Annotated in this window: 16 protein-coding genes and 2 pseudogenes; 8 read left to right on the top strand and 10 right to left on the bottom strand. The window is 44.8% G+C overall.

The window, feature by feature from the left end:
* Window positions 1–101, bottom strand: a pseudogene (locus PJF56_RS21975) (transposase); the annotation flags it as partial.
* Window positions 102–178: 77 nt separating this feature from the next.
* On the opposite strand from PJF56_RS21975, the pseudogene PJF56_RS01380 reads away from it, so the two are divergent.
* Both PJF56_RS01380 and PJF56_RS01375 read left to right on the top strand, forming a co-directional pair.
* Window positions 179–304, top strand: a pseudogene (locus PJF56_RS01380) (7-carboxy-7-deazaguanine synthase QueE); the annotation flags it as partial.
* A 28-nt stretch (window positions 305–332) separates the two neighbouring features.
* Window positions 333–533: a hypothetical protein gene (locus tag PJF56_RS01375; protein ID WP_283760837.1), complete on the top strand. Its 201-nt coding sequence runs from the start codon at window positions 333–335 to the stop codon at window positions 531–533.
* A 21-nt stretch (window positions 534–554) separates the two neighbouring features.
* Here the strand turns inward: PJF56_RS01375 and PJF56_RS01370 are convergent, their stop codons facing one another.
* Window positions 555–722, bottom strand: coding sequence for a hypothetical protein (locus tag PJF56_RS01370; protein WP_283760836.1), 168 nt, complete (start codon window positions 720–722; stop codon window positions 555–557).
* Between the two features lie 63 nt (window positions 723–785).
* Between PJF56_RS01370 and PJF56_RS01365 the strand changes: the two genes are divergently transcribed.
* Window positions 786–1,118, top strand: coding sequence for a hypothetical protein (locus PJF56_RS01365; RefSeq protein WP_283760835.1), 333 nt, complete (start codon window positions 786–788; stop codon window positions 1,116–1,118).
* Window positions 1,115–1,528, top strand: a complete 414-nt coding sequence (locus PJF56_RS01360) for a type II toxin-antitoxin system VapC family toxin (RefSeq protein ID WP_283760834.1) — start codon at window positions 1,115–1,117, stop codon at window positions 1,526–1,528. Before PJF56_RS01365 ends, PJF56_RS01360 begins: the two co-directional genes overlap by 4 nt.
* 13 nt (window positions 1,529–1,541) lie before the next feature.
* On the opposite strand, the gene PJF56_RS01355 is transcribed toward PJF56_RS01360, so the two are convergent.
* From PJF56_RS01355 to purM, 8 genes are all read right to left on the bottom strand, one after another.
* Window positions 1,542–2,036, bottom strand: a complete 495-nt coding sequence (locus PJF56_RS01355) for a DUF427 domain-containing protein (protein WP_283760833.1) — start codon at window positions 2,034–2,036, stop codon at window positions 1,542–1,544.
* 28 nt (window positions 2,037–2,064) lie between these two features.
* Window positions 2,065–2,799, bottom strand: coding sequence for a 2OG-Fe(II) oxygenase (locus tag PJF56_RS01350; protein ID WP_283760832.1), 735 nt, complete (start codon window positions 2,797–2,799; stop codon window positions 2,065–2,067).
* A complete protein-coding gene (hisC, locus tag PJF56_RS01345; protein WP_283760831.1) occupies window positions 2,792–3,862 on the bottom strand; it encodes a histidinol-phosphate transaminase in 1,071 nt (356 codons plus the stop codon). Before hisC ends, PJF56_RS01350 begins: the two co-directional genes overlap by 8 nt.
* A gap of 23 nt (window positions 3,863–3,885) precedes the next feature.
* Window positions 3,886–4,866, bottom strand: a complete 981-nt coding sequence (locus PJF56_RS01340; RefSeq protein WP_283760830.1) for a class I SAM-dependent methyltransferase — start codon at window positions 4,864–4,866, stop codon at window positions 3,886–3,888.
* Between the two features lie 69 nt (window positions 4,867–4,935).
* The gene (gene egtD, locus PJF56_RS01335; RefSeq protein ID WP_283760829.1) at window positions 4,936–5,913 is read right to left on the bottom strand and encodes an L-histidine N(alpha)-methyltransferase; all 978 of its coding nucleotides are present in this window, start codon (window positions 5,911–5,913) and stop codon (window positions 4,936–4,938) included.
* 86 nt (window positions 5,914–5,999) lie between these two features.
* Window positions 6,000–7,322 carry a 5-histidylcysteine sulfoxide synthase gene (gene ovoA, locus PJF56_RS01330; protein ID WP_283760828.1) on the bottom strand — a complete coding sequence of 441 codons (1,323 nt, stop codon included), beginning with the start codon at window positions 7,320–7,322 and terminating at the stop codon, window positions 6,000–6,002.
* Between the two features lie 17 nt (window positions 7,323–7,339).
* On the bottom strand, window positions 7,340–8,341 hold the full coding sequence (egtD, locus tag PJF56_RS01325) for an L-histidine N(alpha)-methyltransferase (RefSeq protein WP_283760827.1): 1,002 nt from the start codon (window positions 8,339–8,341) through the stop codon (window positions 7,340–7,342).
* A gap of 256 nt (window positions 8,342–8,597) precedes the next feature.
* Entirely contained in the window at window positions 8,598–9,623 is a 1,026-nt protein-coding gene (gene purM, locus PJF56_RS01320; protein WP_283760826.1) for a phosphoribosylformylglycinamidine cyclo-ligase, read from the bottom strand.
* Window positions 9,624–10,150: 527 nt separating this feature from the next.
* Here purM and PJF56_RS01315 point away from each other — a divergent pair.
* From PJF56_RS01315 to PJF56_RS01300, 4 genes are all read left to right on the top strand, one after another.
* Window positions 10,151–11,227 carry a septal ring lytic transglycosylase RlpA family protein gene (locus PJF56_RS01315; RefSeq protein ID WP_283760825.1) on the top strand — a complete coding sequence of 359 codons (1,077 nt, stop codon included), beginning with the start codon at window positions 10,151–10,153 and terminating at the stop codon, window positions 11,225–11,227.
* A gap of 54 nt (window positions 11,228–11,281) precedes the next feature.
* Window positions 11,282–12,907 (top strand): bifunctional pantoate--beta-alanine ligase/(d)CMP kinase, encoded by a 1,626-nt coding sequence (locus PJF56_RS01310; protein ID WP_283760824.1) that lies wholly within the window; start codon window positions 11,282–11,284, stop codon window positions 12,905–12,907.
* A gap of 120 nt (window positions 12,908–13,027) precedes the next feature.
* A complete protein-coding gene (locus PJF56_RS01305) occupies window positions 13,028–13,960 on the top strand; it encodes a UDP-glucuronic acid decarboxylase family protein (protein WP_283760823.1) in 933 nt (310 codons plus the stop codon).
* A 70-nt stretch (window positions 13,961–14,030) separates the two neighbouring features.
* A complete protein-coding gene (locus PJF56_RS01300) occupies window positions 14,031–15,398 on the top strand; it encodes a UDP-glucose dehydrogenase family protein (protein ID WP_283760822.1) in 1,368 nt (455 codons plus the stop codon).
* The last annotated feature ends 536 nt before the right edge of the window (window positions 15,399–15,934 follow it).

Below are 15,934 nucleotides of genomic sequence, written 5' to 3'. Positions count from 1 at the left end.
AGTGCTATGCAATGATTATAAATGACCCCAGCCGCATTGATTTGTCGCTTTAGGTATCTATTGCGCTTGTGTTTGTATAGCTTAAACTTTAGGGTTCTCATAATGTTATGATAACACGAGGACTTGGCAAAAAGCCGCCCTGGAAGGGCGGGGCTTTAAACCCAATTTTTCTGGTAAGGTGGTTAAGTTCTTGCAACCGGAATGGAATAGTCTAGAGACGATTGATTTAACGGTTAAGTTTGTTTGGCATCACCCAGAGTGGCGGATGAGTTTACAAACCCATAAGTTTTTGGGTTGGCCTTGAAGATTTGGTTTGATTTCTATGACTGCTTATGAACCCTCCCTTTGAATCCGATCGCCCCCAAATCGATCGCTGGAAGCGCAAAATTGAAGTAGCGAACCAGCATAATGTCTTTTCTCACTGTCATCAGTGTGGCTATGAGTGGGTGGGATCTTCGGAGGATCGGCCCTGTCCCCAATGTGGGAGCGATCGCCTTGAGCGCATCTTGTGTTGGCAGTTTCCCGATGGGTGAGCCGAAACTGCCAACTAGGAATTAAAACGGCGAAGGGTTAGTCGCATTCAAAAGGACAAACATCCCGCGAATACAGACAATAGGGAAAATGCCTTGTAAGGTATCACTTAAGGTTTGCCCTCGCCGCATTTGCCGGGTAATTCGGGCTAATTGTTTTTTGATACTCAAAGAGAGGACTGCAAACACCAATGGTTTAGGGGATCTCGTTATACTATCTGTAGCTGCAATTGACTAACTAGGAAAGAGGAAAACATGGATCAGAGTGCTATCAATAACCATGGCATTACCCAGAAAACCCAGGAAACCCTGAGACATCGCATCCGCCCCATTGTAGAGCATTTCCTGAAAACGGATGAGGTGTTTGCGGATTTGGAGGGCGATCGCGCCCTAGATGAGGTTTTAGACGTTTTCCTGAGAAATGGCAACGAGGAAGAGCTGCAACAGATGAGCGATGAAGTCATGACTGAGAAAGTGAGGAGAATTTTAGGCACAAATATGTTGTTTGGACTCTTGAGTGATTTAACGCCAGAAGAAATGCAAGAATTTGATGCCGCTCTGCTTGATTTAAGAAAAGGTCGCTCATGAACTATTTACTCGATACCAATATTCTGAGCGCCATCCTCAAAGCCGATCCGCGCCTGTTTTCTAAATATCATCAGGTTCAGCAGCAACAAGATCGGCTTTTGATTAGCTGTATTACCTACTTTGAAATTGAGGGAGGATTATTGGCCATTCAATCTCAAAAAAAGTTGGGTATTCTTGAAAACTTATGTCACAACGAAATTGAAATTTTGTTTTTAGACCAGATGAACATCATTCATACAGCATCTCGCATCTATGCCGATCTCAGACGCAAAGGCACACCCATTCAATTGGCTGATATCTTGATTGCCGCAACTGCCATAGAGAACGATTTAACCTTAATCTCCCATGACTCCGATATGTTAAGGATTGATGGATTAAAATTAGAAGATTGGTTGCAGGAATCTCCCTAAACACGGGTTAATTCTACCATCCCCATGTACCCGGCCCACCCTTAAACGGGCCCACCACATCAGAAGTGATCCATCCTCCATACAAGTTACCTTCTTGAGGGGTAACTAGCCCATCATTGACATAACAAGCATCCATGACATTAGCCCAAAAACTATAGTGGTTTTCCAGTTCTCCAAAATTAGCAGTGGTTTGCATCAGTTTCCAAGCTGCCTTGGTAATGTATTTGTCACCAATCTGAACATCATAATAGTGATAGACTCCTTTCCATTCACAAATTCCTTTTTTAGGAGTCTCGATAATATACTCAGTTTTCACATCTTCGATGGGGAAATAGTAGGTCGGAGGATGACTGGTTTCTAAAACTCGTTTTCCTCTAGTCGTTTCGGCTAAAACGATGCCATTGCAAACGACTTTTAAATGTTTATCCGTATCTTGCCAAATGGCGGGTCTAGGGTAGTCCCAAACAGACTCTTGACCGGGTTGTGGGGGAATGGGTTGAGGTCTCATGGTTAATGATTGGGCTGATAAACGTGGGCTAATCCTTAAGCGTATCACGGGATGGGGAATAATTTGGGTCTGATGCTGAGACGGTTTCTGAGCTGTAGAGGTAGCTATTGAGTTGGTTTTCTACGACATAACTAGCATTAGTCACATCATAGGCCATAACGATGTTGATGCGATCGCCTCCTCCCAGCACTGGACGCACGCTATGGAGACATTTGTCACCACACATGACTAGAAGAAGTCCGGGTTTCGGTTTCACCACCACTTTTTGGCCGAACCCATAACGGATGAAGGGAGATTGTTGTACGCGATCGATCCAACTTTGAAGCGGTGAAAATTTGCCACTGGGAAGCGTGACTCGATAGTTGGGGTAAAACTCAATTTCACCCCCCTCAACTTCATTTAAGTATAAAAGAGCAGTGACTGCATTGCGATCGTAATGCCAGCGATAAGTGCCTCCTTTTTCAGTAATGTTTACATTACACCCTACTTGAACACTAGCTAGGGGAAATAATGGCTGGTTGGTCGATTGATTAATGAATTCATTCACTCGTTCATATAAGCTTTGAACTTGTGGAAGATGAGATTGAACGGCGAGTCCATCAATCACAGAATAACTGAGGGGAATTGGCTTAATATTTCGAGATATCTTTTTTGCGCCAAATCGTTCTTTATATTTGTAAATATCTTGAAGAAGGGACTCACATTTTTGTTCTGAAATAAACTTTTCTATCAGTAAGTATTCTTCGGTTTGAAGATCACCCATGAGCCATCACCTTCCCTAAAGCATCCTGTAGTTTTTGGTTCTGATCCATTGTACCAATCGCTGTCCTGAAATAATACGGTTCTAACCCCAATTTACCACCAAAATCCCTAACCCATATATTCTGCTCTCGCAGCCTTTGCACTAGATCGGCAGAGAGAATTCCCAGAGGTTTAGTATTAACAAAAATAAAATTAGTAGCCGAAGGATAAACCCCAAATCCCATCTGTTCTATCTTCTCTCTCAAATTTTCTCGTTCTTGGCAAACTTGCTTAATTTTTTCTTTAGCATACTCTACATCGGTTAAGGCTGCCATTCCGGTCAGTAAAGCTAATGTATTGACAGGGAAAATTTGAGTCGCACGATACAGATAATCAATCGTTTGTGCGTTGGCAATGCCATACCCTAATCTCAAACTAGCTAATCCAAAACTCTTAGAAAAACTTCGTAGAACTAAGAGATTTTTATAGTCATTGATCCAATCAGAAACCGTTTGTTGCGACATTTCATAGTAACACTCATCCACAACTACTAAACAGTTGACATTTTCGATCAACATTTTTAGATCCTGGCGATCGACCAAATTTCCGGTAGGATTATTTGGATTAGCAACAAAGATGATTTTGGTTGCCTCAGTAACTTGATTAATAATTTCCTTAATATTTAAATCAAAGTTTACACCTCGTTTCATAAATCTAGGCTTACCTCCCATCACTTGTGTTGACAAGGCGTAAACTGGAAAAGTAGGATTGGGAATTAATACCTCTTCTTGAGGAGCCATAAAAACTTTGACAATGAGTTCAATTAAGTCATCTGAACCATTACCAATAATAATTTCTTCTTCCGCTACACTAGCATAGTTAGCTAAAGTCTTCCGCAGAGATCCCCCTAGAGTGTCTGGATATCGATTCAGGAGGGGAACAGCGTCAGAAATAGCTTGAATAACCGCAGGAGAAGGAGGATAAGGTAACTCATTGCGATCGAGATAAATAGCATGACCACTTCGAGTGGGATCGGCAACCCTCGACTTTAGAGCTTTTATATGTTGATTAACCAGATTTTCCATGATGCTTAGAACTTGGGTTAGCCTCAATGGGGACGTAAGTCAAAAATTGCACTAAATGGGATACCAATTTCTCTATGTTCTACACAGTTCCAACCTGAATCTGCAAATAAGTCTAACCACTCTGTTAGAGAGGGGATATATTGACCCATCACTCCATGGGTAAACTCAAATCCGAGGGTGAAAATAGGGATGTTTGCTGAAGGAACTACATCAGAGCGATAGGTATCGCAGAGGAGAAAACGTTTAATTTTGGGAAAAGCAATGTATAGATTTTGTAAAAACTTCAAACACTTATGGCGCGGCCAGAGATCGTGACCATTAAAGAATGAAAACACCACATCAACTTCTTCAAAGTCTGGTTGGGGTTGTAACTGGCTAATATCAGCTTCAATGATTTTGATATTTGTTTGTAATTGTGCCGTCTGTACAGCCATCTGAGCTGTTTTTACTGCTCCTGGATTAACATCTAGCCCTATAGCTCGAAGGGTGGGATTTTTAGTTACGATATCGATCAGTTTTGCACCGCTACCACATCCAAGATCGGCAATACAGTGATAAGGAAAATCCTGCATTAATGTCTGAAAATAATCATCGACAAATTGCTGTCCATAATCACGGCCGCCTAAAGCGATATATTTACCATCACGGTTAATAAAATCATCATGGCGATTTTCATTTTTAGTAATCGAGGCTAAATTTTGCAGCATATGGCCGTAGCCTCGAATTAACCACAAAAAGTAGCCTTTATACTGATATGCTTCTGTAAAGGATGCTCCAGGTTTTACGGTAGAGTGAGTTGGGTCAATTTCACAAATGTTGGAGCAACAGAGAGCTAGAATAATTGCTTTGACGGAGGGTTCATGTAAGTTCTGATCTTGACAAAACTGATTGATTTCTATGATTTTTCGATCGGCAAGTTCTTCAATTAAACCGAGTTCATAGGCAGCAGATAGGGCGGAAGAAACTAGAGTTGAGTTAAATATCGGTGCTAATTGGTTATTCATAATACATTCATGAGCGCAAATAACTTAAGGGTTTTATCTTATCTTTTAAGGCTGGGAATGTCTTTTTTATTAACTGACTAAATCTAGATAATTTACACTGAAAAGCTTTTGGCTATCTGTCCAGGTTTGTTTTAATTTAAAGCCTGCTGCTTCAGAGAGTTCTTGCAAATCTTCAATACTATATTTGTGAGAATTTTCACTATGGATACTTTCTCCTTCTCGAAAGGTGAATTCTTGGCCAGCAACGGTCACGACTTGAGAGGTTTTACTAATCAGATGGAGTTCAATTCTGCCTAAAACGGGGTTATAGGGAGCATGATGATAAAATTGATCGATGTCAAAGTTTCCTTGAAGTTCTCGATTGATGTTGGTGAGAATGTTGAGGTTAAACTGAGCGGTAAGTCCCTGAGAATCATTGTAGGCAGCGTGCAGAAGGGTTGGGTCTTTTTTTAAGTCTACTCCGATCAACATCCCTCCTTGACCTTCTAGCAGTTGAGCTGATTTCTGCAATAAGGCGATCGCCTGCGATCGCTCTAAGTTACCAAGGGTACTCCCGGCAAATAAAATCACCTTATTCTTCATCTGCTCACCTGGGGGCATTTTGTCCATCGGTAGCTGAAACTCTTGAGTATAGTCAGCCGCTACAGCAATAATATTTAACTGAGGATACTTGGAACTGGTGAACTCTGCATACGAAAACAAATGCTCTTTGGCAATATCTATGGGAACATAGGCTATGGGAGATTCCAAAGTTTCAATCAAGGGGTGGACTTTTTCAATACTGCCACTACCATACTCAATCAACAGGGCATTCTTCCCAATAACATCTGCAATTTCCTGGCTATTTTGTTGCAGGATATCAATTTCAGTCCGGGTGATATAATACTCTTCTAGTTTGCAGATTTTGGTAAATAGGTCAGAACCATATTTATCATGGAAGAAGAACTGGGGAGGAAATGCTTTTTGGGGCAAAGACAAGCCTTTTAAGACTTCATGACGAAAATCAATTAAGGTGGGTTGTAAGTCACAGAAAAATAGTTGATTCATTTTGATTGAGTCTAGTGTTGACATAAAAATTACAGAAATTCAGAAAACCCAATACAAGTTTGTCCCTCTTCAAGTCAGAGTCAATGCTACAGACTTTGAGCAGTCCTAAAACCTGCATGTTGATAAAAGTAGGGACGGAACCAGTTGCGGTAAGATTTAGAAGCCATTGAACCATTAGTCGCCCAAGACCCTCCCATCATCATCTTATGCCGATCGTCAAAAAAGGGAGCTGCTACATCCTCATAAAGGTAATGAGGTTTGAATTCAGGTAAGGGATTGAAGTTGTCACTGAGCCATTCCCAGACATTACCGCGAAGATCGTAGAGTCCGGAGGATGCTTCAGCATTTTTTAAGCTCCCTACGGGAGAGGGAGAACCGAATTTTACATTTAGGTTAAATTTTTGATCGTCCTCAGAATTAGCGGCAGCAATTGTCCATTCTGCTTCACTCATCAAGCGGGTTCCTTGCCCTTTCCAGCGACAATAGGCCATGGCTTCATAATGATTAACTTCAACGGGCCAATCTAGGGGTAAGTCTATCTCATCAAAGAGGGTGCGATATTGGTAACTGCCATTGTTGTCGATCCAGAATTTTGGATATTTGATGTTATTTTCTCGCTGCCAATGCCAAGATTCATTATCCCACAATTCTGGGTTTTCATAGCCATTATCTTGGATGAATTTCAAGAATTCTCCGTTGGTAATCAGATGCTGACTGGCGAAAAAGGGTTTTACTTCTACGGTGCGACTTCCATATTCGCTATCCCAACCGTAGGTGTTGGAATTTTGGGGTTTTCCTAGGGTAATGACTCCTCCAGCAACGGTAATCATTTTGTTCTCTGGAATTGTCTGATTTGACGGTGCATATTGCCAATTTTCGGGACGTTGGAGATGATCGACTGAGAATTGCCTGAGCAACATGGAGGAGGTTTCAAAGTGAATCCGATTATGCTCCATTGCCATGATTAAGGCCCAAAGGGGATGGTTTTGGGTGATGGGAAGGTTGAGGGAGCAAGTGCTGAGGACTTGAGTGATGGTTTCTTTTGCTTTTTCTCGATAATCCCAAACTTGTTCGACTTGGGGCCAATTAATATGTTTTGTGGCTTCTTTTAGCTCTTCTGGACTGCTGGGATCGACTCCAATTTCAAATAGGATTTCGTAATTGGGGTTAATGCGTTGCTCTAATAATCCGACTCGAATGAGTTTGTTGATGTAGAAAACGGGGGAGTGTCCGAGGTAGAAGATGATTGGGTTTCTGAGGGGGTCGGGATTGAGGTAAAAGCTGTCATCATGGCCTAGGCTTTTCATGAGAATTTCTTCTAATTCCCAGGAGTTTTGGAAGTAGTCGAGGAGGGTTTGGCGATCGCACCGATCGAGTTGTAGATTCCGCAGGGATGTTAATTTATCCATATCTCTTTATACCAAAATTACGCCTTTTGCGAGAGAATCAATCCAAACCACTGTTTGGGATCTGTCCAAGCAGCAACGGGTTTTAGTCCTTTTCCGGCTAATTCAGCTTGCACAGTCTGTATGTTAAACTTCCGGGATATCTCGGTTCTAATGGTTTCTCCGGCTATAAATTTAACTTGAAAATTGAGGTCTGCTAATTCTACGGTATGAGGGTTTAAGCAGCGCAGATGCATCTCAATTTGGTTGAGTTCCTGATTATAAAAAGCCCAATGTTCAAAGTTTTGCCGCTTAAAGTTACCCCTAAAGCGCTGGTTGAGATGATCCAACATATTGAGATTAAATTCGGCAGTAACGCCTTGAGCATCATTGTAAGCAGCTTCTAGGATGTCTTTGGGCTTTTGTAAATCGACACCCAAGAGGAAATACTCACCAATGTGGAGAGCGTCTAGAATATGGTCGAAGAAGCGATCGCACTCTTGAGCATTCAGATTGCCCAAGGTACTCCCCAAAAAGCATACCATCCGAGAGGGTGCAGGGGTTCGTTCGAGTTCGACTAAAGCTTCTTCATAGCTTCCCACCAACCCTTGAATCTGTAGATTGGGGTAGTCCTGTAGCAACTGTTGGGCACTTTCGGTGAGAATACTACCACTGACATCGATGGGGATATAGTGTAGGGAATCTGTCACCGCTTGATAGGTATCTAAGAAGCGACGGGTTTTGGTAGAGCTTCCGCTTCCTAGCTCCACCAACTCACAAACCCCCGTTGTTTGAGCAATTTGATCGGCATATTGATTCAGAATAGAATCTTCTGTACGGGTGGGATAATATTCGGGTAGCTCGCAAATTTGCTCGAATAATTGCGAACCATAGGCATCATAGAAATACTTGGGGGGCAAAGTTTTCCGATCTTGACTTAATCCCTGAATGACATCTTCTCCATCTACTGTAGACGCTGACAGATTGGAATGGCTTAACTGTTTAAGGTGCAAACGCTCTTGAGTTGCTGGCAAAATACCCACGATAAATGCTCCCTTCGTTGATTGTCCTGACGATCCCGATCTAGGGTATCAGGTTTTAGGTTCCTACACAAAGAAAAATATAGCGATCGCTAAGGTTATTTAAATTCATCAAATCTATTCCTGAGCGCGTCGTGCTATGGCATTTTGATTTGATTGGAATGCCCTCTCCCTATATCCCTCTCCCACGGGAGAGGGACTTCTGCTCCCCTTCTCCCGTGGGAGAAGGGGTTGGGGGATGAGGGCAACCGTTAATAATTCATTCAAAAATGCTCTCTAACCCCCCTTTTCCTGACACGACTTTACCCATCTCGAAGGCTTCAATCCCTTGAGAATTAAAGGTATTGAGGGCAAACTCCACTTGTTCGGGATCGATCAGCACCACAAAACCAATCCCCATATTAAAGGTATTAAACATCTCTTCTTTGGCTACCGATCCCGCTTGAGCTAACCATTGGAAAATGGGCGGAATTTTCCAAGCACTCCAATTCATAGCAATGGATTGATTTTGACCTAAACAACGGGGTAAATTTTCGGGTAATCCTCCACCGGTAATATGGGCCATGCCATGGATATCCAAACCTTCAGCCATGGCGGTTAAAATGGGTTTAACATAAATTTTTGTTGGCGTTAACAATAGCTCGCCCAACGGTTGATCTAATCCTTTGGGGATCGCCTCCCAAGTTAACTCTTGAGTTTCGACAATTTTGCGGACTAAACTAAAGCCATTACTGTGAACTCCCTGACTGGCTAAGGCGATCGCCACATCCCCCAAACGGACTTGGGAGCCATTCAATAACTGCTCTCTTTCTACAATTCCCACACAAAAGCCCGCCAAATCGTACTCACCCACTGGGTAAAATCCCGGCATCTCTGCTGTTTCTCCGCCCAACAGGGCACATCCAGCCTCCTTGCATCCCTGGGAAACCCCAAAAACTACTTGCTCTAATTGTTCTGGATTTAACTGACCGGTAGCGAGATAATCTAGAAAAAATAGGGGTTCAGCCCCCGAAGTCAATACATCATTGACACACATGGCCACGAGATCGATGCCGATAGTATCGTGGCGATCGCACTCTTGGGCAATTTTCAACTTCGTTCCTACTCCATCGGTTCCCGAAACCAAAACCGGCTGTGAATATCCTCCCGGCAATTGAAAACAGCCCCCAAATCCCCCTAAACCCCCCAACACTTCCGGGCGATAGGTACTTTCCACCCAATGACGAATCTGGCCCACAAATGCCCGACCCGCCTCAATATTCACACCTGATTCTTGATAATCCATGGTTTCAGCTCCCAATTCCCCCTATTTGGAGGCATCTATCAAATATTCTTATCCATCGTGGGATCGCAGGGTAGACCTTAGTCTGGGCAATCCATACAGCGTATTTTTACTTATTTTTTTGGGGATCGCGGCCTTTCCCAATCCCGAAAAACTGTGATAATCTATCGCTGTTCAACCAAAAAATCAAATTCATAACGAGTTCGATTTTTAGACCAAGAAACCTAAAACCCTCCACAACTGAAGGTTATTCTACCCTCTGTTGGAGCGGTAAAAGTAGGGGAACTGACAGTTATTCACCGAGAGTTCCTCGGGGTGTGCCTGTGGAGTGTCAAACCAACGCAATGTTTCGGCAAAGCGGACACGACGAAGCAGGAAGAAAACATCAGATTATGTGCAACTTGATCTAGGTTTGTCATAGTTTGTCTAAGTTTTTCAGAACGGCTAAGTCAATCTGATAACAACTGTAAATTCAGATGGAACATCAGGGTTGAGACTCTGCCGCTCTTGTCCTCACAACCTAAGAGTTTATGAACCAACATCTTTGGAAAACTTTAACTGTTTCTGCTCTCCTCTTGACCCTGGGATCGGGGTCTTCAGGTCACGCAGAGCCGAGCGCTAACCTTGTGGCTTCTGAGTCGGAAGCGATCGCCCAAGAAGAACAAGATAGTAGCGCTTCCACCCTTGCCCAACTCCCTGAAGTCGAAGGCAGTAACTCAACTGAAACGGGCGAAAATCAGCAGATTGCTCAGAACCCAGATGGCGAGATCGCCAGCACGATACAGACTCAGCCTAGCTCGGACACCAAGATTTATCCCCATACCCTGGATGGACAAGAAGCCGCCACGTTGTACGTCCAAAATATTCCGGTTCTCACCTTTTTAGGTGACCCCATTACACAGGAAACACAAGAAAAAGCTCAGGAAGTGTCTACCGTGCCCATGGATCAAGTTTCCATGGCTAACCTATCCGATACCCAAGCGGTTCGAGATGCAGAAGCTGTGGCCGAAAAACTATCCCAATGGGTGCGTAGCGTAGACGATGCCGAGGCGATCGCCCTCAAATGGGATGAAGACTTAGAAACCTATCTCATTCAAGCCAATGACCAAACCCTAGTGACTATGGGACAGGACGTAATCTTACCCGACACCACCCAAAATTCCACCCAGGATGCCGTTCAAGCCACCAACCGCCTGCGCCGTCTCTTGGGAAATGCCCCTCCTATCGAAGAAGTCTACGGTAAACCCGTTGCCGCTCCAGCCAAAGCAACCCACAATATCTCGGCATCCCCAGGACAATTGGTCGCTGTTCAAGCCGTTAGTGGATGGGCTTCCTGGTATGGCCCCGGATTCCATGGCAACTTAACCGCTAATGGGGAAATTTATAATCAATATGCCCTAACGGCTGCCCATCGGAACTTACCCTTCGGTACAATGGTGCGTGTAACCAATATGGATAATGGCCTCTCCCTGGTTGTACGCATTAATGACCGCGGCCCCTATATTCGCAACCGGATTATCGACTTGTCTAAGGGAGCAGCTCAAGAACTGGGATTGATGAGTACGGGCGTTGCTCCAGTGCGGATGGAAATCCTGGAAAGACAGTAGACTGCTTGCAGAAGTCAGGCAAAAGGCAAAAGGCAAGAAGGTAAAGAGGAAACTGTGCATCTGTACAAAACGATTGCTGCCCTTCAAACCTATCTACGGCAGCAATCTCCCTCTGAAGTTTTGGCTCTTGTGCCCACCATGGGATCGCTTCATGGGGGGCACTTGCGCTTGATTGAGTTAGCGCGGCAACAGAATGACCGGGTGGTGGTGAGCATTTTTGTCAATCCTTTGCAATTTGGCCCCAATGAAGATTTAGCCACATATCCCCGCAATTTAGAGGGTGACTGGGAACTTTGTCAGCAAGCTGGTGTGGATGTGGTGTTTGCGCCAACTCCGGAAGTGATGGGGATTGGAGCAGGTTCAAGGGCCCAAACCCTGGTGATTCCTCCAGAGTCGATGACTTCGGTACTGTGTGGTCAGACTCGCACGGGTCATTTTCAGGGGGTGGCCACGATTGTGACCAAGTTATTTAACGTGGTGCGTCCCCATCGAGCCTATTTTGGCCAGAAGGATGCCCAACAGTTGGCGATTATTCGTCAGTTGGTCAAAGATCTGAATTTGGGAGTCGAGATTATTGGTGTTCCCACGGTGCGGGAAGCGTCGGGATTAGCGATGAGTTCCCGGAATCAGTATTTAAGTGGGCAAGAGCGGGAGCAAGCTTCGGTGTTATATCGGGGACTCCAGGGGGCCGAGCAGGCGTTTAAGAATGGCGATCGCACCCGTGAGGGGTTAATCGGTACTTTTGAGGCGATCGCCCAAACGATGCCAAATGTGCAAATCGAATATGCAGATTTAGTCGATCCTCAGACCTTAGAGCCTTTACAAGCGATCGCAGATGAGGGATTATTAAGTGTTGCTGCTAGAGTGGGTTCTACTCGTTTGATTGATAATATTATCTTGCGCGACCGCCGCCCCATCATTGCCATCGACGGCCCGGCCGGAGCCGGAAAATCAACCATTGCTCGCCAAGTGGCCCAAAACCTGGGCCTGTTGTATCTCGATACCGGGGCCATGTACCGAGCGGTAACCTGGTTAGTCCAACAAGCGGGAATTGCTTTAACCGATGAACCGGCGATCCTGGAATTAGTCAGTGATTGTGAGATTCGCTTTGACTCCTCCCTAGGGGGGTCTCCATCAGAAAAAGTGTACTCCGGAAGCGCAGGAGGGAGCGGCCGGGTTACCTATCTGGAAAAAGGGATTGGCAACCCCTCCCAAATCTTTATCAACAATCAAAATGTGACTGAAGCGATTCGGTCTTTAGAGGTTACCTCTCAGGTGTCGGCGATCGCCAGTTTAGGGGCCGTGCGCCAAAAACTGGTCGAGCAACAACGGTTATGGGGGAAACAGGGAGGACTCGTGGCAGAAGGCCGGGACATCGGAACCCACGTCTTTCCCGATGCTGACCTGAAAATTTTCCTCACCGCTTCTGTGGAAGAACGGGCTAAAAGACGACAACGGGATTATTTCGCCCAATCTTCCCATGCCTCCCAAACCTTGCCCAGCACCGAACAGTTAGAGCAAGCTATTCGCCAACGAGATTATACCGATAGTAACCGGGAAATTGCCCCCTTACAGAAAAGTCCAGAGGCGATCGAGATTATTACGGATAACCTCAGTATAAAAGAAGTAACCCATAAAATCATTGCTCTCTATGAGTCTACGGTGTTGAGCCTAAATTAAAAAAATCTTAAGCAACCTGCCCAGCACGTAGCGCTATTTTTAACTAATGTTCCAGTTCTCACCAAATCAGCCGGGAAAAGGCTAATATAACCTTGCTGGCTTAAGATACCTGCACAAATTATGAGAATCCTTGTAACGGGGGGAGCTGGCTTTGTTGGCTCTCACCTTATTGACCGTTTGATGGAAGCGGGTCATGAAGTCATCTGTTTAGATAACTTCTACACGGGAAATAAACGAAATATTCTTCAGTGGCTCGATAATCCCTATTTTGAGCTGATCCGACATGACATTACCGAACCCATCCGGTTAGAGGTCGATCAGATCTATCACTTGGCTTGTCCAGCATCACCGATTCATTATCAATACAACCCCATTAAGACCACCAAAACCAGTGTTTTGGGAACCATTAACATGCTAGGACTAGCCAAGCGAGTAAAGGCACGCATATTACTAGCATCTACTTCAGAAATCTATGGCGACCCTGATGTTCACCCCCAAACGGAAGAGTATCGGGGAAATGTCAATACCATCGGTATTCGCTCCTGTTATGACGAAGGCAAACGAATTGCTGAAACCCTATGTTTTGACTACCATCGGGAACATGGTCTAGAAATTCGCGTGGCTCGAATTTTTAACACCTATGGCTCTCGCATGTTAGAAAATGATGGTCGAGTGGTGAGTAACTTTGTCGTACAAGCTCTGAAGGGGATTCCCCTAACCGTTTATGGGGATGGCTCCCAAACTCGCAGTTTCTGCTATGTTTCCGATCTGGTAGAAGGGTTAATGCGGTTGATGAATGGTGACCATGTAGGGCCGGTGAATCTGGGCAATCCGGATGAGTATACCATTCTGGAGTTGGCTCAAAAGATTCAACAAAAGATTAATCCAAATGCTCAAATTCAGTATAAGCCGCTTCCGGCAGATGACCCCCGACAACGACAACCGGATATTACTCGCGCTAGAGAATGGCTAGGATGGGAACCGACGATTCCTTTGAATGACGGTTTAGAGAAAACGATCGCCGATTTGAGCGATCGCCTGAGCCAATCCTGAAACGTTGATGATAGACCGAAGAAGCATCTACCCTCTGTCAATCTAAAATCAAGTCTCTTGAGGTATACCCATGAAAGTTTGTGTAATTGGTACGGGTTACGTTGGTTTGGTGACCGGTGTCTGTTTAGCCGAATGCGGCCACCATGTGATCTGTATTGATAACAATGAAGAGAAAGTCAAGTTGATGAAGTCCGGACAGTCCCCCATTTATGAACCAGGATTGTCCGAATTGATGCAAAAATCCGCCCAAGCCGGTAACTTGGAATTCAGCTCCGATTTAGAGGCGGGAGTGGCTCATGGGGATATCCTATTTATTGCTGTCGGAACCCCCGCTCTACCCACGGGAGATAGCGATACCCGCTATGTAGAAGCCGTCGCTCGTGGCATTGGGGCCCATCTTCGAGAAGGCTACAAAGTGATCGTCAATAAATCTACCGTTCCCATTGGTTCTGGGGACTGGGTACGGATGATTGTTCTCGATGGTATTGCCGAACGCAAGAAAGAAGAAGGCTCTAGTAACGAGGCAATTAAGGCCGAATTTGATGTGGTCAGTAATCCAGAGTTTTTACGGGAAGGTTCCGCCGTATTTGATACTTTCAATCCCGATCGCATCGTCCTAGGTAGCAACAGCGAAAAGGCGATCGCCCTCATGCAAGAACTCTATACCCCCATCGTCGAACGCAAAGTCGGCACGGATGCCTCCTTACCTCCGGTTCCCGTCGTGGTTACCGATCTCAGTTCTGCCGAGATGATTAAATACGCCGCTAACGCCTTCCTAGCGACTAAAATTAGTTTTATCAACGAAGTGGCGAATATTTGCGATAAAGTCGGCGCAGATGTCACCCAAGTTGCCAAAGGTATTGGACTCGATTCCCGGATTGGGAACAAGTTCTTACAAGCTGGAATTGGTTGGGGTGGCTCCTGTTTCCCCAAGGATGTTTCTGCCTTAATTCATACAGCCGATGACTATAACTATGAAGCTGAACTGCTCAAAGCAGCCGTCAGTGTCAACAAACGTCAACGGCTGATGGCAGTAGAAAAACTACAACAGGAACTGAAAATCCTTAAAGGGAAAACCGTTGGTCTGTTGGGACTGACGTTCAAACCCGATACCGATGATATGCGGGATGCTCCAGCGTTGAACTTAATCGAACAACTCAGCCGCTTAGGAGCCAAGCTCAAAGCCTACGATCCCATTATCTCTCAGTCGGGAATGCGTCACGGTCTCTCCGATGTGATTGTGGAATCTGATGTAGAGATGTTAGCTGATGGTTGTGATGCTCTGGTATTAGTGACAGATTGGCAGCAGTTTTTGAAATTGGATTATGCCAAAATGGCCAAGAAAATGGCCCATCCTGTGATGATTGATGGTCGTAATTTCCTCGATCCTAAACCCCTAGAAGCTGCCGGATTCCGTTATGTAGGAATTGGTCGCTAATCTTTCTTGAGTGCAATTGAACTGACCTAAACAAGGGGCCCTGGGGCCCCTTGTCTTGTTTTGCAACCGATAGCCAAGTGCGATCGACCTATGATACAGCACTTCCCTTTCTTCATGAGGTACAAGAGGTAAAGATCCCCCCAACTTGCTCGCTGATTTCTTATATCAAATCCGCTTGAATACCATACAGCGCTTTTCGATGTTATGAGGTACAGTTATCGAAATTTTAAGGGTTGAGTGCCTTCCCATGAAAAGCCTGAAAAATGGGGATTATAGCGTGAAAAATGGTTTTCCCATTACCCATTACCCATTACCCTTCTGCCGCGCGAAGCGCTGTAATTAAAAATGTAGGGAGCAAGATGCTCCCACTCCAGTAATATCAAATAATTGAGGGAGAATACCATAATTAAAAATGTAGGGAGCAAGATGCTCCCACTCCAGTAATATCAAATAATTGAGGGAGTGCGGGCATCTTGCCCGCTAGTTTAACTCCAGTAATATCAAATAATTGAGGGAGTGCGGGCATCTTGCCCGCT

Source organism: Roseofilum halophilum BLCC-M91 (genome assembly GCF_030068445.1).
Classification (GTDB): Bacteria; Cyanobacteriota; Cyanobacteriia; order Cyanobacteriales; family Desertifilaceae; genus Roseofilum; species Roseofilum halophilum.
This window is presented reverse-complemented; position numbering and strand designations above follow the sequence as displayed.